The sequence below is a fragment of the Stenotrophomonas sp. PvP093 genome (assembly GCF_017876915.1).
Lineage (GTDB): Bacteria > Pseudomonadota > Gammaproteobacteria > Xanthomonadales > Xanthomonadaceae > Stenotrophomonas > Stenotrophomonas muris.
Genome location: NZ_JAGIOX010000004.1, coordinates 3,359,881 through 3,378,930, shown reverse-complemented (window position 1 = coordinate 3,378,930; position 19,050 = coordinate 3,359,881). Strand labels below are relative to the sequence as shown.

Below are 19,050 nucleotides of genomic sequence, written 5' to 3'. Positions count from 1 at the left end.
CCGCTATTGCCGAAGCTGGGCCGGACGCAATGTATCGGGGACAGTGTAAGCATTGGCCGCCTACAGGCGGCTCCACATCGGTCGTGACGTCATTCTCTCGGTCCCCTTGTGTTCCGGATCTGATGATCAGGTGGAGCCACTATGCCAAACGAATGCTGCGGCGACATGTTCAGGGTTGGGAAGACAGAAAAGACCTTGCTACTGACCAGGCGATTCTGCAGCACTACGGTTGGAGGTCATTCTTCTTGGACGCAACGGGCGATGCACGGGTCGCCGCATGGTTCGCGAGCCATGAGTTCGTGTCTCGTCCACATGGTGAAATGGTTGAGGATTGTCACGAAGATCCAGTGGTGTTGATCTCAGACCTGGCCGAGTTTATCCCTGCCGAGGGGGATGGTCACGTGTATCTGATCAGCAAGAAGGCGTGCAGGTCTGCGGGCATCGGCTACGTGCATCTTTCAGAGATCGCGACCAAGGAGGGACGTCCTCGATACGTGTGCCAGGATGCCTATATGGTGGGTCACTTGGAGCCGTCGGGTTTGCCAGAGGCCGTTTTGCTTGCACATCTGGTCGTTCCGGTGGCGGTCTTGTTGAGCTATGCGAACGGCCTTTCGACAGAAGACCTTTTCCCCGAGCCCGAAGTTGATCCGGTATTCTCTGATTTGCTTGAGATGCCCTGGGTCCGCGTGGGCCCAGAGGATGATTCGATACCGTTTTTCAAAAGGTCGCTTCCTCTGCCGGAATACAAACTGCATGTCCGAAAGCACATGCCACCTACAGCAGCGATGTATCGACCGTTTTGGCTCGGCGACCTTCGCGATCCGGCCGACCCGGAACGTCTAACCCATTTCCTATGCAGTGCCGGCGTCTATTACGGGACCAGTTCGAAGCCCTCGTCCCTCCCGCGTCTTACGCGGATTCTGGAGGCGTGTGATGGCCTCGTGGTAGAGGTAGATGGACTTGTCTACTTTGGCGGACGTGGACGGTATGTAAAAGGAGTGATTGTTCAAAAACGCCCGGACAATCTAATCGCCGTGTCCGAGATTGGAGTAGAGCACCCAGGACTCCAGATTCGAGATATTGGGGTCTTTCAAGGATGGCATTTCCGCGTCCAAGCAGATGGGATTTGGCTCAGGGAGGTGCACGAAGACGATTGCGACTGCGGTTCTGATGAGCACGATGAGCAGCTTAAGTTGCTCGGTCGAGTGGAAGAATGCTTGGCGGACGGTTCCATAGAGCATCAATCTCCAGGCTTCTACGTCGAAAGAGGCGTCAGGAGAGACTCCGATCCCTCACTTATGAGAGAGGTTCACGCTTCCCGGGCGGAGGTGGATCCGTGAGGTGGGGCATGTGCATGGGCGTCATTGACGTGAGCCTGCCGGGACGCACCCCGTGTCTCGAATAGCGGATTGTTCACGGATGACTCGCCTGCGACAATGGAAGTTGTTCTTGGAGATGAGTGTGTGACCATGGAAGGGTATCTGCCTTTAGCGATTCTGGTCGTCGGAACGATCGTGTTCTTCGTCCATCGATCAAGCAAAGACAAGCGGGTTCTCCAGGTGGTGGCCGGGGCGCTGTTCGCCCAGGCAGATTTGCTGGCCGCCCGCGGGGAGCAGAGGAAGTCCGAGGAGCTGCGTGAGCAGTGGCATGCATTGAATCGTGCGCAAGCGTCTCTGAGAGCTAAGCCGAGGGTCGCTATCGAGGATGCCGAGCAGCTAGCGCTCCTCCGGCTCACTAGCCCGTTTGATCTTGAAAAGCTGATGATCGGGTATGGCTCTCACTTGGAGGCCTATGACTCTCTCATGCGACTCGCAGGGAAGATGGAAAAGATTCGCAACGCACGGTAGTGGGCGCTTCTGTCCCCGATTCGCTGAGCGTTCCATGACGTAATAGGGAAGAGTCATCGTGAAGAAAAGGAAGTTTGCTGGAGTGGTGGTGATGGTGGTCACGTGTATCGGTGCAACGGTCAATGCCTATGCTGCGCCCACAGCGGCCCAGCTCGCCCGTGAGATGGCTGATGCGGTTGCGCCTTCGCTGCCCATGCGTATCAACCAAAACTTGACGATGCAGACCGTGGTCGCCGGCGGCAACACGATCACCTACACCGCCAGCTTCTCGTATACCCGTGAACAGATGAATCAGGTTCTGGCTCAGTCCGGAAAATCGGATGCCGAAGCCAGGGCGATGATGCGCAACGCGGCGAAGGGTGGGGTCTGCGCTCAAGGCCCAGAGGGACGTGCGTTCGTGGCCTTGGGCGGGCGTGTTCGCTACTTGTATCGATTCGTGGATGGCAGCCCGTATGAGACCATCGAAGTGGCGAGCTGCGACTAGTTTGAGCCGGCGTCGCCTGGTTGGCCTTTCGCCAATAGGGCTGGAACCCGGACCTGGTTGAAAAGGCATGCGGCGAGACGTGGTTTATCTCCCTGTCCACCGAGAATAGGTCTTGGCGGGGGTGGCGCAACGCCCCTTTGTTGGTGTATTAGTTCGGAATCACCAAGCCAAGGACGGACATGAAGCAGATTCTGGGTGTTAAGTATGCATCGCCGCTCGAGCGGGAATATGAGGCGTGGATTGTCGCTGGCATTGAGGCCTATCTGAAGAACGTGGGGCTTCGATATGCCATCTGGGCAATCGGATCTTCCCAAGAGAAGGTCTGGCCAGCAGATGAGAAGCTCTCAGTTGGCTCGAAGATCGTTGGGTTGCAGTTCAAGCGAGCCAAGCTTGCTACCAGCGGGGCAGTCGGAAAAGATCGCCTGAAGTGGACCTTTGATCAGCCGGCAGGCCAGCTCGCGTTGGTGAGCTCCACGCCAGAGATCTTTTATTGCTTGCCTACGTTTATCAATCGTGATCTGCGGTCCGAGGCGCTCCATCATTGCCTGTTCTGGCGGCCTGATCCGGCAAAACTGAACACCAACGCGTGGTATGACAACGGCAGCAAGAAGGTGAAAACGCCATACAAGAAGCTAGATGACAGCATGCGCTGGGGGCTGTTCTTCGAACGGTTGATGTATTGCAATGTCGGCAAGAAGGTCCGTGGCGGGGGGGACGTGGACAGCCTCACCGCGAAGCTCGCTGCCTTCTACGCACGTAATGAGATTCCGGAATCGCCCGACAGCGACCTCGATGGCGAGGATGGAACCTATGTCCTTGTCATTGAGCGACCAGAGTAAGGGGCATCGGTGTGGGCCGGCGGGCGATTCAGGTCCTGTCGGCTCTGGGTGACCATCCGAGCCCATGTCACCCCAAGCGCCCGCACCTCATCGGCCCACGCCCGGTATTCGTCTAACGGCATCGGGGCCTCCAGGCCACGCCTCACCCGCTCCAGATATTTGGCCTTCCGGGCCATCGCTTCTCGATACCGCAACTCGGCTTCTTCCAACCTGTCCGCCCGTTTCGCAGCCTGCAACTGGGCCAGGCGACGAACGGAATCTGGGTTCGTGGACAGCACACGGGGAGCATGAGGCAGCGCCTGGCTGCTGGTCATCGGAACCCGCTTGTGGTTTCTGACCGGGTCCATGACTCGGTGTCGCCAGCATTCCCGCCAGTCATCTGCATTGAGCGGCCCATCGCTTGGCACATCCAACGGCACGACGATCCCATGGGCCTCGATGAGCGCCCACACGGCTGGCAGGAGCGCGTCCACCGGAAGCCGTAGAAGGGTCACCTGGCCCTCAGTCAATACTTCCGCCCCGTCCCTCATTCGTAACGCCAGCAGGGCCTCGCTCAGTGCCAAGGCATCGCCTGACCGGGTGCTCCAGCCCACCAAGCCGACGCGCTCCGCATCCACCACGCCTGACCACCCATAGACCCTGAAACGGGGCTTGTCGAAACGGGCGGACAGGTGTGCTAGCAGCCGCTCACGCTTCGAGTGACGGCTCAACGGGGTGAAATGGGTCTCCGCGTAGAGCAACGCAGAGCGCCGACGCTCGAGCAGCAAGGCCACCCGGTCAGGGTCCGCCGACGCTTGCCAGTCCGACCAGCTCACGACATCGCGTAGGCCCTTGGCAGCAGCGCAGGGACGGCAGGCAGGCACCCAGTTTTCGACAACGCCAGCGGGGCCGCCCAGTTGAGCGGGCACCAGTGACGTAGCCGTCCATGACTTGGGAGAGGACAGGTCCAGCGGAGCGGAGCAGAAGGCGCAGGCGTTGCCGAACTCGGCCAAAACAGCCTTGCGTTGCCACCCGTTGGCCTTGCCTTCCAGCGGGGCATCGGCTCGGGCGATGGCGTCCAAGAAGGGGGTCAGCTCAAGCACGGAACACCCCCCAGCCGTTCAACGCAGGCCCAGCAACCGGATCGCGGAACGGGGGCAGTGGGGCGTTGCAGGAGCCTGAAAAAGATTTGACTAAAACGCTTTGCCGAGCCTGTCGATCCTCCCCAGCTACCGCCGATCCAAAACCCATAACCTGCTTGCCCGATCTATTCCCAGCCCAGCACTGGACCCCCAGCCGCTGATCGAAGGCCGGGGGACAGCGAACGAGAGCAAGGTCAGAGCGCTTGACTAAAACGGATGGGGTCAGTGTTTCCAGGGCATGCGAACCGAGCGCGAGAACCCCCGCACTCGACCATCCAAACCCCCAAGCAGAGTTGACTAAAACGGATGGAGACAGGGCTTTCCGAACACCCGAGCAGCGTGACTGAACCCAACCACTCACGGGATCCCATGCTGGCGTCCGCTTGACTAAAACGAACTGGAACAGGGCTGGGGCGTGGGGAAAACGGCGGTCCCGGATTTCTGAGACTGGGGGTGCGGCGTCGGTGGGGAGGTGGGGAGCTGGGTGGGTGGGGAGGGAGGCTGCGGGGGCTGGTGAAAACTTTTTTGAGCGGCGGGGCGTGGCGGGGGCGAGGGGCATAGGGGTCTCCGGTTGGGTTGAGGATTGGGGCTTTCCTTAACTTCTACCGGGGAAAAGCGGAAGGGCAAGAGCAGGGGAGCGAAAACTTGGGGAGGACTACGGGGAAAGAGGTTGGCTGCCCATTCACCGTTCAGGGTTGTCCGAAGGGTGAAGTGAGTAGGCCATACACAAGTCGCACCTCCGATGGGTTCCGGCTTGGCTAGAAACGCTGCGCGTTTCCACCCGCCCAAGCCTTGCTGCGCCTTGCTTTTAACCTTGGCTAACAACCTGGCCAACCGTTCGGCTGAAAAATGGCCGGCACCCCAGCAAAACAGAAGAAAATCGGCTTAGCCCACTTGCGCTTCCAAAAACTCCTGCTAATCCATGGGTATGGATTTTTCTTTGCAGGGGGTTAAGTGGGTCGTCCGTCGCTTCCAACCAAATCTTTCAGCATCGCCAGCGACGAGCTGGAGAGCGCGAGGTATTGCGCGAAAGAACAGGGTATTTCGCTCAACAAGTATTTGCGCCTGGCGGTCTTGGAAAAGAACCGGGGCGTGGTGCAGGGGTTGGACACCCGCGACGCCCTGGACGACATCCGGGCCGTGGTGCGCGAATCCGAAACGCGGAATGCCCTTGCCCTAGAAAGCGCGCTGGCGGACTTGCGAGCAGAGCAGAGCGCGGCGCTTCAGGCCAATGAGGACCTGGTGGTGAAAACCCTTCAAGCGTTTTCCCAGTTCCTGGCGCAGCAAGAACCCGACGCCGAAACCCTCTCCAAGCAACCGGCTGCCGAACCCAGTCGAGCTTCTGCTGCTACCTCGGCGTTCCTGCCTCCAAAACTCTAACCCTTTCCCAACTACCTCATAAGGAGGCATACCCATGAAGCGTTTCATCCTCACTCTCACCATCGCCGCGTTGCTGGCTCCGGGGCTTTCGTTTGCCCAGGACAGCACCCAGCCCGAACCCCAAAAGACCAACAAGCTGCGCCTGTTCAAGGCGGGCGGGATTGGCTGCGCCGCCGGTGCTGGCCTGGCTCTGCTCACCGGCAAGAAGGACAAAGCCGCGGCCGCGTGCGCGGCTGGGGCGATTGTCGGAGGCATTGCGTCCTATCAAGCCCAGCTCAAGGAGTTCCGCGAACTGGAAGCCGAAGCCAAGGCAGCTGGCCTGGATGCTCAGGTGCATACCAAGACCGTCGAAACCAAGGACGGCCAGGCCGAAGCCCTGGACAAGCTGGTCATCCGTTACCCGGCCGCTGACATGCAACCGGTCAGCGCCAAGACCGCTGCCACGCTGGACAAGCTGGCCGCGTTGCTGAAGGCCAGCAAAGAAAAGCTGACGGTCAGCTTCAGCGGTGCGGACACCGCCGTGTGCCAGGTGCCGGTCGTTGAGCTGGCAAAGCGCGGTGCGCTTCAGAACGCCACGGTCGATGACCAGTGCGGCCGGGGCGATTACGCCATCACGGTTTCGCCGATCCCCGACGTTCGCTAAGCCAACCGAGAGCTGGGGGGCGAAAGCCCCCTGGCGCAAATCTTTTTCAAGCGCCTGGGAGGAACCATGACACCCGAAGAACTCATCAAACAACGCAAGCAGCGCGAGCTGCTCGCCAAAGCAGCACAAGCCAAGACCACCGCGCCCACGGACGCGGAGAAGCTCGTCAGCGATGCGACGAAAGAAAACTTGAAAACCGCAGGCCGACTGGCTGCAAGTTTTGGCAAAGCCTTGGCAGACAAAACCAAGCAAGCGGCCTCGGTGGCCGCTGAGAAGGGGCGAGAGGCGCAAGAAGCGTTGGCCCGGCGTGCGGAAGAGGCCAAGGCGCGCAAGGAAGCCGAAGCCGCCGAGAACGCACGCTTGGAGGCCGAGCGCGCCCAAGCGTTGGTCGAGCAAGAAGCGACTGCCCAGCCCGAGCCGCGGGTGGTTGAGCCCGAGCCCGTTCAAACCGATTCCGCTCCCGATGCGCCCGAGCCGGTTGTTGAGGAAGTGGTTCCCGAGGTCGAGCCCGAGCCGACGCCAGAACCTGAAGCCGTCCCCGCGCCGGTCGCCGTGGAGCCGGTCAGTGTTCCTGCGTCTGCCGTCAGTGAAGCCGCGGACGCAACGCCTGCCGCTCCAGCACCTGTCGAGCGGGTGGTCCCGTCTGTTCCGGCCTCTGCTCCGAGCAAGCCGGCTCAAGCCCCGGCAGCGGCTCCCAAGGCGACGGCGACCCGGGCCCCGGTGAAACCGGAAGCCCCCAAGGCCAGCCCCGCCAAGCCGTCCGGTGAGGCGGCTGCGAAGGGCAGCAACAAGAAGGGTTGGCAACTTCTGGCTGGGTCGGGCGTGGCCGTCCTTGTGCTGGGTGGGGCGTTGGCGTGGTGGATCACTCACCGCTCCAGCGAAACCGTTCCGCTCCAAGACAAACCGGCTGCAGCAGTGACTGCCCCGGCCCCCGTCGCCGTGCCAGTTGCTCCGGTTGTATCCGCGCCGCCCCAGGTCGAGGAGCCCAAGCCTGTGACTGCCCCGGTGGAAGAGAAGGCCGCGGTCGCTGCCCCGGTTGTGGAAGCCCCGGTGCTGGCAGAGCCACCTAAGGCCCAGACCCCGGCAACTGCCCCGGCGTCAAAGCCGATGCCCGTTTCGAAACCGGCTGCAAAGCCCAAGCCGGCCCCCAAGCCTGTTGCTAAACCCGAGCCGAAAAACGATTGGCAGGACCAAGCCAACAGCGATATCGATGCGTGGGCAGAAAAGATCAGGTGAAGTGCTTGCGCTTATCGAAAGCCTTGCTAGAAAGAATGTGTATCCATGAAAGATGGGAGGAAAAATGTTTGGGTGGTTGTTTACGCAGTATCGAAAGCCCGGAAGGCTCCACTTCGGATCGAAGTGGCTCAACCTGCATGGGCGCTTCTTCATTGGTAACCCAGAAAGCTTTGGGCTCTCCGATTGCAGGGAAAACGTCCTGACCTCGTATTACTACCTGCGGGCGGACCGGAAGATGCCGGTGGCAAACGATGAGGACTTTGATGCCTGGAGGATGGACGCCCTGCGCGCCAGCCAGGTTCGGCACGCCAGCGAAAAACATGTGTCCAAAGCCGGCTTCCTTGTCACCTCCGCCGCGTGCGTGGCCCTTTGCTTTGGGGCATTGGTCGTCAACAAAGCGAAAGGAACACGCCCTTCGCCGGCGGCAATCCAACTTGCGCCCTCGTTGTCGTTGAACGAGTGCAAAAAGAAATGGACGAGCGGCACCATCACGCCTCAGGAAATCGTGGCGTGTGAGGCGCTATCTCAAACCAACAACAACAACGGGAGGCACTGAGCATGTTGCTATCGCTGATGGATTGGACGGTCGGTATTGGCCGCAAGCTGTTCAAGAAGGACGATCAAGCGTCGAGCACGCTGGAGCAAATCATTCTGGACGGCAATGACCGCTACGAAAACTTGGTCGGGCGCTTTGACGTGAGCGACCGCGTGAAGAGCCGCGTGCTGGACGTTCCCCCAGAGGATGTAGATATGGCGGTCCAAGCGGGCGCGGTTTTCGACGAGAAAGAGATGGCACTGGTTGTGCCCGAAGAACTGGATCTGGACCAGTTCCATCCGTGGTGGCCGAAGGTTCCGGAGGATCTGCGCAACACCCAGGCCCGCATGATCATCACCAAGGAAGGACGTCGTGCCGAAGGCTTCGTGCTGGGGGACGACATGGCGCTGGGCGGCGACAGCACTGCAACCTCGCTGATGTATCTGGCCTTCCCGCTGATCGGTGCGGTTCAATACTTCTTGGGCTCGCTCATTGGCGCTTTTAGTTACGTGGTGCTGCTCGCTGCCATTCCTTACTTTGTTGCGTTGAAGCAAGCGGAAGGGATGAAGGAAGCCTTCAAGGGCCTGGCCCTGATGGTGCTGCCCGTGCTGATTGCAACCGCCTCGGCGGCGTTGTCGTCCGCGCTCCACGTGGACGCGGCCAGCATCGAGCAGGTCCAGCAAACAGCGGCTGACCCTATGAGCAAGTTAGCGGGGATGATGGCGGTCGCTGCGGGCTTTGCCAAAATGGCGGGCATCGTTCTTCTGATCTTGACCATTCCTGGCCTGCTGTTGTTTGCGGCCTTCCTGAGTGCGGCCTCGCATCCCCATCGGGGCGTGCTGGGCGGAACCGCCGAGCGCTTCATTCAGATGATGAAGTGGATGGTGGTGATCTTGGCCCTTGTTGGGATTGGCTCCCTTCTCCCGGACGGGATGGGCGTGGCCGTGGCGTTTGTGATTGCGGCCATGTATGCCTTGCAGTTCACGGAAGGCAACTTCGTTCAAACGGCCGCTCGCCTCTACCTGCAGAACATGGATAACAACCTGGCGACCCAGGGTGCCCTGTCCAAGTCCCACGTGAAGGCCCGCGAGCAGCAGGCTGCCGAAGCGTTGCGCGACAAGACCCCGCTTTTGAAGGTGGGTCGAGCGTCTGGTCACCTGAACGACCGCGGCCATGGCTTTGCGCCGGACAAGGGCACGGTGATGATGCTGTCCTGGCGCGACCTGACCCAAGGCCTGATCGTCTACGGGCGCATCGGTTCGGGCAAGTCCTTCAGCGTGCTGCGGCCGTTGGCCCGTCGCTATCGCGAGTCCGCATTGGCCGTAGGACTGCGGAATGAAATGAAGGGGAGCGCCGCGGGCGAGACCGTTCTTGATGCGAAGCGCAGCGGGGGTGGAGCACTCATCCTCGACGCGAAGGACGGCGCGATCATCTCCGATTTGGGCAAGGACGCGTTTGATATCGTCGTGCGCGCAGGCATGTCGGTGGCCCCCTACGAGGGCCTGGAGCCCGACCAAATCACCAAGGCCCTTCGCGGCGCGACCGGTGGCAAGGTCGATGAGAAGTCCAAGCTCTGGAGCGACGGCGGCGACGCGTTCCTCTTCCACACCGGCATCATCCTGAAGGCCGCATGCGAGCACGAGCAGGCCTACCGAGACTTCTGCATCGCCAAGCTGGAAGGGTTGGAGCACGCCCGGTTGATGATGCTGCTGGAGCGGGAGGAGTTGGAGAAGCGTGGCTTGGGGTTGGAAGACCTGGAAGCGGCGCTGGCTCGCGTGGAAGAGCAAATGGGCACTTACGCGATTGTGGCGGAGGCTTCCCGGAACTGGTTCTACACCCCATTCCACCATGCCAAGCTGTTGGCGATGGTTGAGCAGGTGGTGCCGACGCCGCGTGGCGGGGAGATTGCCAGCGCTCGCGTGCTGGAGTTGGTGAACTGGTTGGGGTTGGAGCGCCCGGATACGTCTAGCACTGACGAAGAGCGGGAGGCCTATGCCGCCTACTCCCGGGACTACCACAACCGCTTGGCCACCCGGTCCGAGACCGTCCATCCCGACTTGCTGCGTCCCATGTCCCAGCTGCAAAGCTCGCTGGAATGGGCATTGCTGGGCGTTCCTGCAATGCATAAAGAGCAGCGCCAGTCCTTCACGTTGAACTCGCGGGGGCTCATCGAAAAACTGCTTCGGGGTGAAAAGCTCCGGACGGCAGATGACATCCCGTGGCATTCCGTCGAACGTGGGGAAGTGGACGTCTCTCAGGCGCTTTACGGGAAGTTCGTGGGCTTGTTCCTGCCCCCCACCCAGTTCGGCGAAGCGGGCGACATGATGCAGCGGTTGCTCAAGCAGCGTGTCATGAACGGCATTCGGGCACGCGGGGCGCACGGCGACAAGTGGCGCGAAATGCTGCCGGGCCAAACCGACGTGCTGCTGATGATGGACGAGGCGCATTTGCTGCTGACTTCGGACGACGTGCTGCTCTTCAGCACCTCCCGAAGCCTGGGGTTGATGCCGGTGATCGCGGTGCAGGGCCACGACAGCCTTATCAACACCTACGGGTCGGAGAACGAAGCCGATTTGCTGGCCAACACCATGCAATCGGTCATCGCGCTCAACCACTCGTTTGTCACACGCAACTACTTGATGAAGCGGCTGGGCAAGGCTCAGTTGACCACCTTCAAGGAGCCGACGCGTGGCATCGATTTCTCGGGTGGCTTGACCAACTTCCGCCACAGCGTTCTCAACGACCCGAACCACCCCTACGCAGCGGCCTACGAGCAAATGCTGATGCAGGGCGCAGGCCGCTTGAGCGCGCTTCGCGTGGATCCGGCGACGGGGCGCAAATGGCGCGTCGGGGCTGAAGACACGGTGGGCCAAGAGGAGCTGGCACGGGACATCGACATGCCCACAGGGGGCAAGCGGGAGGTCCTGCCGCTCTTCCTGGAAGAGGAATACCCGGCCCTGACCGCTGCACGCGGCAATGCGATTGTCTCGCTCTGCCGGGCAGGCGTGAGCCGCACGGACTTGGCCGAGATGATGCCCAACGACTGAGCCCAAAAAGGGCAAGGCAACCCTTGCCCTTTCCCAAAATCGATCAATGCTGACCTAACCACCCATTTCCTTGAAGGAGGACTTTATGAGCAATGCCCACCTCGATGCCTTGAACGACCTGCTGGGCGCTCGCGATAAACGGCGAGCCAAGCTGGCCGGAGAGCGTCCAAACGACCACCAACCGCAGAAGAAAGCAGCCTTCGACCAGTCGCTGGCGAAGGACCAGGCCGATATCCAGGAGAAGCAACAAGCCGTGTTGGACTGGGCCAAGCAAGCCAAGCCCGACGAGATCACCGACGCGCGTGAGCGGTTGCACGCACAGGTGCAGCAGCGCGCTGAAGACGCGCCCAAAGACAAGCACGCCCAAGTGGTGTTCAGCACCGTGGACGAATGGCGACAGAAGCGCCAGCAGAAGGACGGAGGGCAATCCTTGGGGGAAAACATCCCCATGCTGACTGCGGCCCAGCGGCAGCAAACCATGGGGCCTGGTAAGTTGGGCTACGCGCACTACGCCGCCAGCGCGAAGAAGGAAGCGGACTTCATGAAGCGCTATGAGGCGGGCTTCGACTGGGACAAGCACGAGGCCCAAGTCCAGAAGAACATCTACCGTCAATGACGGTCCATTCCCCGTGTCGCATCCAGGGCCCTTCGGGGCCCTTTTTGTTGGGCACGTTCCCTTGTTTGTGAGTGGATCGATCTAGCCATAAAAGCAAACGGAAAAAGCGGCTCAAAGCAAGAAGCGGGGTGGGGGTTGATCATCTGGGGAAGAGAGAAAAAAAGGTTTGACTAAACATCAAAAGTGTCGATCAATCGAGATTTTTAGGGTTGCCAGTTTTATGGGATGTGGTTGACTGTAATCAGTCAAACACAACCGGGGGAGGCCCTTATGTATATTTTTGCCGATGCTTACGAGTTCGCCGTGGACAACGTGGGGAACCTGCTGATCACCTTGCTTTCGTTTTCGGTGGTGAGCTACGTGGCCGCCAACGTGGCAGGGTTGCTGGCTTGATGGCCTGGTTGAGGGGGGATTTGGAGCAGATGGATCTGCACACCGTTTCGCTTTTCCTACAAACCGGTGTTTTGGTTGGCGCGGCTTTCATCCTCAAGATCGCTTGCTGATTGCCAAAACCGAAAAAGACGGTATGCAAAGGGGATGGAACCCCAACACGACAACCCAGCAGGCAACCCAGGTGGGGGCGATTTCTTGAATCGTCCCCACGAGCCGTTGCTTCATCCCATCCTCCACCCCCTGACGCTGGCCCAGTTCTACGGGAAGCATCACGAGGCCGCCGCGGGCGCCGATGCGCGGGAACTGTTGGACCTGGCCACGCGGTTTTGCCGAGAGGCCCAGGTTTTCGGGTTGGACACCCAGACCGACGCGGGCTTTGACTGGGTGCTGACCCCCAGCCGTTTCTCCAACCGCATTTCCCTGGAGCTGGGGCAGGGCGGCCACGCCGCATTGCTTCAGGTCGATCCGGACCTGTCCGCTCACCCGCTCGACGCAGCCATCCATGCCGGCGTGCTGGGCCACAAGCCCCTGGCCACCGCTTACGCCTTGCTCCCGGCCGAGCAGCGGGAGGGGCTGTTGAGAGAGCTGAGGGAATCCATCGACCAGGTTCAGTCGAATCGTTCCGCAGCGAAACGGCTCCAGGCCCTCCGAGTCCTGCCTGAACTGCCGGTGCCGTCTCAGCCGCCTCTGGACATCGCCCAACTGCTCCGGCGGTTTGAGGTCCCCGATGCCCAAGCCCGGTTGGCGGCGGACCACGTCAAGGCGACCTATGGAGAAGCGCTGGACACCATGCATGGTAGCCAGGTGCTGGCAGCAGCCCATGCGCATGCCCCGCACTTGGGGCTATACGGAGCCCCTTGGCAGACGTGGCTTTGCGAGAACGCAACGACCGGGAACCTGGAGGGGGTGGAGGCCTGTTTGCGCATGCAGGCCGAGCCCAATGTGCCCGACGCCAACGGCGAGACGCCGCTACACCTCGCCGCGCGCCACGGCCACCCCGGCATCGTTCGTCGGTTGATTGAGGCCGGCGCGGATCCAGCATTGGGCAACCCCCGCGGGGAAACTCCCCTACATGTGGCGGCCCAACACAAACGCGCGCAATGCTGCTTGGAGCTCATGGCCGCAGGCGCGGACCCTGGGCGGCTCGACAACGCCGGCCGCAAGCCGGGCGACGCTCACCGGGAGAAGGCACGTGAGCAAGTCCACGATTTATGACTGCTGGAGCTGGACGGTCCCGTCGAGCATCGAACCAAGTCGGGCCGTCCGCTATTGGCCCCAGGCCCTGCTGTCTGGGGCGTGTGTGGCTGGTCTGGTCTTCCCAGCAGCGCTTTGGTTGGGCTGGCAGGTGCCCAGCAGTCACACGCTCATGAACTTCAACCAGGCCCTCACTGGCAGCCTGGCAGCGCTGGGCAACCTTGCCACCGGCACGATCTCATTCCGAGAGCCTGCCGCCGCATTCTGGGAGGTGGCCAAGGAGCAGGCCACGTTTGGCACGTTGGCACGGGTCGGCGTCGCCGCTTGCTTGGCCGGGTGGGCGTCGGCTTGGGTGACGCGTCGGGGGTTAATCCCGCGCTCAAACATCTGGCATGTGTCCGGCGCTGAACTGCTGCAGGGGGAACGAGCCCTGGCCGAGGCCCGCCGACGCTCGCTGACGAAGAAGGAGCAGCGGGGCGAGCTGCATGCCTTGTCATTGCACCCCGACTGGACCGTCAGCAAGAAGCTGCTGGCCCGTCACATGTTCATCTACGGCAGCGTGGGAATGGGCAAGTCAGTCATCTTGAAGCACCTGCTGGAACAGGTTGTTCGGCTCGACAAAAAGGCATTCATCTACGACATCAAGGGCGACTTCACTTCGATCTTTGAACGGCCAGCGATTGTCTGTCCGTTCGACAAGCGAAGCTGGATCTGGGACGTGGGCCGTGACGTGGCGACGCAAACCCAGGCTGCCGCGTTCTCCCAATCCATCATCCCCCCGGAGGAGGGCAGCGGCGCATTCTGGGCGTCTGCGGCGCAAGCCTTGCTGGAAGGGTGCGTGCGCGAACTCCAGGCCACGAAGGGCAAGAACTGGGGGTGGGCAGAGTTGGCCGCGTTGCTTGCCCGCCCCGCTGAACCGATGGCTAAAGCACTGTCGCTCTACTACCCCCGAGCCGCCGCTCTCATTTCCAATCCCGATTCGAACACCACCAGCAGCTGTATCGCCGTGCTCGCCAACGGCACCGCGGTTATCGAGCGCCTGGCCTTGGCATGGCCCGAGCGCACGCCTGGGCAGATGTTCTCCATGCTGGACTGGATCAAGGACGACTACACGGGATGCAAGCAGGTCATTGTTCAATCAGGTCCTGATGAGGTGCTAACCAAGGCCTACATCTCCGCCATGATCAACTGCGCGGTGCCGGAGATCATCGGCCCCTCGCTGCCAGATGACGAAACCGGGCGATTCCTGGGGTTCTTCTTCGATGAGCTCACCTCCGCCGGCAAGCTCAACATCGAGCCGTTGCTGGCCTTGGGACGCTCAAAAGGCGTGGTGGCCTGCATGGCCGTGCAGGATTGGTCACAGGTCGAGAGGGTCTATGGGGACAAGACCGCGCAAGCCTTTTCAGGGTTGGTCGGCACACACATTATTTGCCATCTCCAAATCGGCGAGACCCGGGAAAAAGTCTCCCGGAACCTGGGCAAGCGCACCGTGGCTTGGCGGACCCACGACGAAAAAGCAACCGTCCACGAGGAGTCGAAAGCCGTTGTTCCGCCGGGGCGGCTCACTGACGACTTGGGCCCACGCAATGGCAGCGCCTATGGCTCCGAGGGCTGGGGCATCCGAGCCATCGTCCAGACCACCGGGGATCCGCTTCTGCTCAACTGGCCAGGCGTGAGCTATCCCAAGGTTCGAGATGGGCAGGAACGGGCGAGTTGGACAGAGGAGGGCGCTCGCCCGGTGGAGCAGAAACCCATGCCTGAGAGCGACGCGCAGAGCGCAGCCGAGGTCCAGCGCGTGCTGAAGATGACCGCCGACCAGGCCGCCGCGGAGCTGCGAAAACGTGGTGCCACGCCGCCGAAGCTCCGCGCCGTTTCAGACGACGAGCTGGAAGCCATCTTCCGCAAGTAGTGGGGTTGTGGAGTCGCTGGGTTTTGGTAGATCTGAAGGGATACCCAGAACCTGGAGAACTCATGATCAACGCCACACTGCTGAAGCGAAACGCCGGGGGGACCAAGGGTGGTTCCGCGTCGATTTACTACCTCTTGGCCCAGGAAAAGCTCTCTGAAGAAGCCGAGCAGGCAAGCATGGCCGTGGGTTACTACAGCCGCTCCGCGCCGAGCAAAGAGGCGCAATCGAAGTTCTATGGCGGCTTGGCCCAGCACCTGGGTCTGGCAGGCGTCCGCGCCACGGAAGAGCTGATGATTCCGCTGACGGATGGATTTGACCCCAAGACCGGGCGAGCGCTATGCCACGGAGCCGGGGATCGCGGCCAGGTCAAAGTCCGCTTTGATAAGACCGGCAAGGCCCCGTTGCGCGACAAAGACGGCAAGGTGGTCACGTATCTGGCCGGTGGCCATCGCATCGGCTACGACATGACGATCAGCGCGCCGCTGGATATCAGCGTGGCGTTTGCACTGGCGTCCGATCCGGCAGAGCAAGAGGCCATCCATGCCGCGCACCGCAACGCGGTCCAGCGGGCGATGGAAGCCTTTGAAGCCATGTCCGAAACCCGGCGCAACAAGGCCGGGAAAGACGTCATTGGGGTGGATGGGTTGATCTGGAGCAGCCATCACCACTACGCCTCCCGAGCCGATGAAGCGACCGGGGAGATGGGCCCGAACCTCCACACCCACAACCTGCTCTACAACCTCTCGCTGGGCAATGACGGCGAAGAGGCCAGCCTCTCTGCTGAAGAAATCTACCGCTACCGCAAAGCGATGGATGAGGTCTACAAGACCGAGCTCTACCAGGGCATGAAGGCGCTGGGCTATGGGGTGGACCGAATCCGTGAACCGGACGACGACGGCCAGGAAACCGGGCGCGTCTACGCTCGGATCGCGGGTCTGGACGAGGAGGTGACGGATCGCTACGGCAACCGCCGCAAGGAAATCCTGGCCTACGCAGCCAAGCACAACGTGTCTAATCAGCAGGCCACGTTGGCCACGCGCAAAGACAAGGACGAGCCGCCCTACCACGAGCTGATCGCGCACTGGCAGGACACGCTGAAAGACTTCGACGTATCCACGGCAAGCTTGAAGCAAGCCAAGGGCAACGCGCACGAAATGGAGCAAAAATCCCCGGCAGAACTGCTGGAGCGGCTCCACCAGACGGACGCCATTTTCTGCGACCACAATCTCCTGGAGGTCTTGGGCCAGGAATACGCCGGCAGCGTCACCGTGCCAGAGCTCTACAGCTTGGTTGAAGCGTTCAAGAAGGAGCACGGCCTGGTGCTGGTCAACCCCATGCGCCTGCACGACGACGACAAGGGCGACTCGCTGGCAAGGCGGCATACCCAGGAGCGCTACTGCGCCCCGTGGATGCTCCAGATCGAGCAGGAGGTGGTGGCCTTCGCGATTGAGCGAGCCAAGGAAACCCATCACCACGTGCCCCAGGCCGACGTGGACCGGGTGGTGGAAGACTACGAGAAGGCCAAGGGCTTTCAGCTCTCCAAGGAGCAGCGCCACGCGCTGGACCACATCACCCAGGGCAGCGGGGGCGTGGTCAATCTTTCTGGGCTCGCCGGAACCGGTAAAACGACGATCAGTGAGTGTTTTCGGGCAGCTTACGAAACCCAAGGATTCGAGTTGCTGGGCGTCTGCGTTTCCAACGCCGCGGCCGAGAAGCTGGAGGCGGAAAGCGGCATGTCCAGCGTGAGCATGGCGCAGATGCTCCATGACCTGGACAAAGGAAAGATGCAGTTCCGCAAGACGGACGTCATTGTGGTGGATGAGGCAGGCATGGTCGATGCGCGCAACACCCACAAGCTTTTCAGCTACGCCGCCAAGGCGGGGGCGAAGGTCATCATGCAGGGCGACGTGGAACAGCTTCAGCCCATCGGAGCTGGGTCCGGCTTTCAGTTGACCAAGAGCGCGGTGGGTGATGCCAAACTCACGGAGATCCGACGCCAGGGCAAACAGGAAGACCGAGAAACCGCGTTGTCGTTCTACGCCACGGACGAAAGCGGCCAGATCATCGATCTGAAAAAGGCCAGCCGTTCCCGGGCGCAGACCCTCGACAAGGGCAACGAAATCAAGGCCCGGTTGCTCGGCACCATCCGCGAAACGGCCACGGAGAAGGACTCCCGCGAGCGCTTGCTGCACGAATACTTCGAAGACCCAACCCCGATGCAGGAGAAGTTGGTCATCGCCCACACCCGTGCAGACGTGGCCGCGCTCAATGCGGGCATCCGGGCTGGGTTGAAAGAACGGGGAGAGCTGGGCCAGGACGAAGTGGTGATCGAGGCCCGGGACAAGGGGCGCAAGTTCGACTTGGCGTTGTCCAAAGGCGATCAGATCGTCTTCACCGCGAAGAACAAGGACCTGGGGGTCATCAATGGCACGCAGGCGGTGGTGGAGAACATCAAGCCCTCAAGGGCGGGCGGCTACGACATCAGCGTTTCCATTCGCTCGGAGACCAAGGCCGATGGCCGGCGATTGACGTTCAACAGCTTCGAAATGAAAGCACTGACGCATTCCTATGCCGGGACGGTTCACAAGAGCCAGGGCCAAGGTAAGCGGGAGATCTACCACCTGGCGAACCTGGGCATGCTCGACGCCCACAGCGCCCTGGTGGCCTACACCCGACTCACGAAGGGTTCCTACCGCATGTATGCGACGTCCGATGACGTGGAGCGGTTGAGCGAACGCCTGGGGCTGGAACGCCTCAAAGAGACCGTGCTCGACGCGGGACTGAAAGACGATCCGCAACGGCCGGTTGTCCAGGGCCTTGGGGCGGTTGCACGCCCCAACACTCAACGCCCAGCCGCTCAGCGAACGCGCATCCAGGGCAAGCTCGACGCACTGCTGAAGGAGCACGCGGAACGCCCAAAACCGCAGATGAGCGAGGGCGAGCGCAAGGCCCGTTGGCTGCTGGAAGTGCTGGAGCCGTTGCGGCGGGCGCGAAAGGCCTCTCCCAAGCTGCCAGCGCAGTCCCCGAAACACAGGCAGGGCTTCTCGTTGTGAGCAGCAGGCTGGGCGGCCATGCCGCCCATGTGCTTTTCTCTCCACACCGCTTTTGCTTTGAGGCGCGGCCACTGGCCGCGTTCTTTTTGACACCAAAGCAACGTCAAAAGCGCATGGAGGGTGCGGCAGGGCAGCCCGCGGCTTCCGCCGGGGCCCTTGCTTTACAGGGCGGCCATGACCACAGCCTGCAGCACCATCACCGCCACGCCGAAAAGGAAGGGGTAGAGGAACAGCCATTTGAAGAACCCCCAAGCCAGGGACGACGGAGCCCCCGCCGAGCGGCGCGGAACCGCCTCGGGCCACGCATACCCCGCCGCCAAGGACTTCATGTAACCCGTGGTGCGCCTGCTGGGATCGCGAATAAGAATGCCCGGTGGCTTGCTGTAGATCCGCCAGCCTTTCTGAAAGGCCTTGTAGCGCCACGCGTATTCGTGAGCCTCGGCATCGGCCTGGGTGCCCGTCATGCTCGACAGCGGGACGAACGAGAATCGGCGTCCCTGCCAGCCCCCACGAGCACTGCGGTGCTGCTGCTCGCGTTGCTTTAAATCGACGGTCTGCCCCACGTAGCAGCACCCGTTGTCAAAGAACAACCCGTAGAGATGGCGTGGGCGGGGCAGGTATTTCTGATTGCGTTTCCAGTTCAAGGGTCCTCCATCGATGGGTATACCTACATACCCATAAAAGAAAGAACCGATTCGTCAAGTCATGGCACGAACAAGGGCCCCGAAGGGCCCTTGCCGAGATACGATCACC

Annotated in this window: 16 protein-coding genes; 14 read left to right on the top strand and 2 right to left on the bottom strand. The window is 61.4% G+C overall.

The genetic code is table 11. The features are described 5' to 3' along the window. Positions 1-122 precede the first annotated feature (122 nt). From J3A72_RS18280 to J3A72_RS18265, 4 genes are all read left to right on the top strand, one after another. On the top strand, positions 123-1,340 hold the full coding sequence (locus J3A72_RS18280) for a hypothetical protein (protein ID WP_235648847.1): 1,218 nt from the start codon (positions 123-125) through the stop codon (positions 1,338-1,340). 129 nt (positions 1,341-1,469) lie between these two features. Continuing rightward, entirely contained in the window at positions 1,470-1,847 is a 378-nt protein-coding gene (locus J3A72_RS18275; protein ID WP_114618607.1) for a hypothetical protein, read from the top strand. A 58-nt stretch (positions 1,848-1,905) separates the two neighbouring features. Then, the gene (locus J3A72_RS18270; protein WP_130519076.1) at positions 1,906-2,331 is read left to right on the top strand and encodes a hypothetical protein; all 426 of its coding nucleotides are present in this window, start codon (positions 1,906-1,908) and stop codon (positions 2,329-2,331) included. Positions 2,332-2,510: 179 nt separating this feature from the next. Beyond that, complete coding sequence (locus J3A72_RS18265) at positions 2,511-3,170, top strand: hypothetical protein (RefSeq protein ID WP_099605704.1); 660 nt, start codon at positions 2,511-2,513, stop codon at positions 3,168-3,170. On the opposite strand, the gene J3A72_RS18260 is transcribed toward J3A72_RS18265, so the two are convergent. Next, positions 3,140-4,252 carry a hypothetical protein gene (locus J3A72_RS18260; RefSeq protein WP_209572080.1) on the bottom strand — a complete coding sequence of 371 codons (1,113 nt, stop codon included), beginning with the start codon at positions 4,250-4,252 and terminating at the stop codon, positions 3,140-3,142. The genes J3A72_RS18265 and J3A72_RS18260 overlap by 31 nt on opposite strands. 993 nt (positions 4,253-5,245) lie before the next feature. On the opposite strand from J3A72_RS18260, the gene J3A72_RS18255 reads away from it, so the two are divergent. The 10 genes from J3A72_RS18255 (at position 5,246) to mobF (ending at position 18,297) form a co-directional block, all read left to right on the top strand. Then, positions 5,246-5,671: a hypothetical protein gene (locus J3A72_RS18255; RefSeq protein WP_209572078.1), complete on the top strand. Its 426-nt coding sequence runs from the start codon at positions 5,246-5,248 to the stop codon at positions 5,669-5,671. A gap of 34 nt (positions 5,672-5,705) precedes the next feature. Continuing rightward, positions 5,706-6,314 carry a hypothetical protein gene (locus J3A72_RS18250; RefSeq protein WP_209572076.1) on the top strand — a complete coding sequence of 203 codons (609 nt, stop codon included), beginning with the start codon at positions 5,706-5,708 and terminating at the stop codon, positions 6,312-6,314. Positions 6,315-6,380: 66 nt separating this feature from the next. Next, positions 6,381-7,550 (top strand): hypothetical protein, encoded by a 1,170-nt coding sequence (locus J3A72_RS18245; RefSeq protein WP_209572074.1) that lies wholly within the window; start codon positions 6,381-6,383, stop codon positions 7,548-7,550. Between the two features lie 64 nt (positions 7,551-7,614). Then, entirely contained in the window at positions 7,615-8,106 is a 492-nt protein-coding gene (locus tag J3A72_RS18240; protein ID WP_209572072.1) for a hypothetical protein, read from the top strand. 2 nt (positions 8,107-8,108) lie between these two features. Next, positions 8,109-11,132 (top strand): TraM recognition domain-containing protein, encoded by a 3,024-nt coding sequence (locus J3A72_RS18235; RefSeq protein WP_209572070.1) that lies wholly within the window; start codon positions 8,109-8,111, stop codon positions 11,130-11,132. An 85-nt stretch (positions 11,133-11,217) separates the two neighbouring features. After that, positions 11,218-11,748: a hypothetical protein gene (locus tag J3A72_RS18230; RefSeq protein ID WP_049419277.1), complete on the top strand. Its 531-nt coding sequence runs from the start codon at positions 11,218-11,220 to the stop codon at positions 11,746-11,748. 270 nt (positions 11,749-12,018) lie between these two features. Next, on the top strand, positions 12,019-12,141 hold the full coding sequence (locus tag J3A72_RS23195) for a hypothetical protein (protein ID WP_255313069.1): 123 nt from the start codon (positions 12,019-12,021) through the stop codon (positions 12,139-12,141). A 195-nt stretch (positions 12,142-12,336) separates the two neighbouring features. Next, entirely contained in the window at positions 12,337-13,356 is a 1,020-nt protein-coding gene (locus J3A72_RS18225) for an ankyrin repeat domain-containing protein (protein WP_209572068.1), read from the top strand. 151 nt (positions 13,357-13,507) lie between these two features. After that, positions 13,508-15,244, top strand: coding sequence for a type IV secretion system DNA-binding domain-containing protein (locus tag J3A72_RS18220; protein WP_245336380.1), 1,737 nt, complete (start codon positions 13,508-13,510; stop codon positions 15,242-15,244). 62 nt (positions 15,245-15,306) lie between these two features. Then, positions 15,307-18,297 (top strand): MobF family relaxase, encoded by a 2,991-nt coding sequence (mobF, locus tag J3A72_RS18215; RefSeq protein WP_209572065.1) that lies wholly within the window; start codon positions 15,307-15,309, stop codon positions 18,295-18,297. 161 nt (positions 18,298-18,458) lie between these two features. On the opposite strand, the gene J3A72_RS18210 is transcribed toward mobF, so the two are convergent. Continuing rightward, positions 18,459-18,941 (bottom strand): GIY-YIG nuclease family protein, encoded by a 483-nt coding sequence (locus J3A72_RS18210; RefSeq protein ID WP_053090785.1) that lies wholly within the window; start codon positions 18,939-18,941, stop codon positions 18,459-18,461. Between the last annotated feature and the right edge of the window lie 109 nt (positions 18,942-19,050).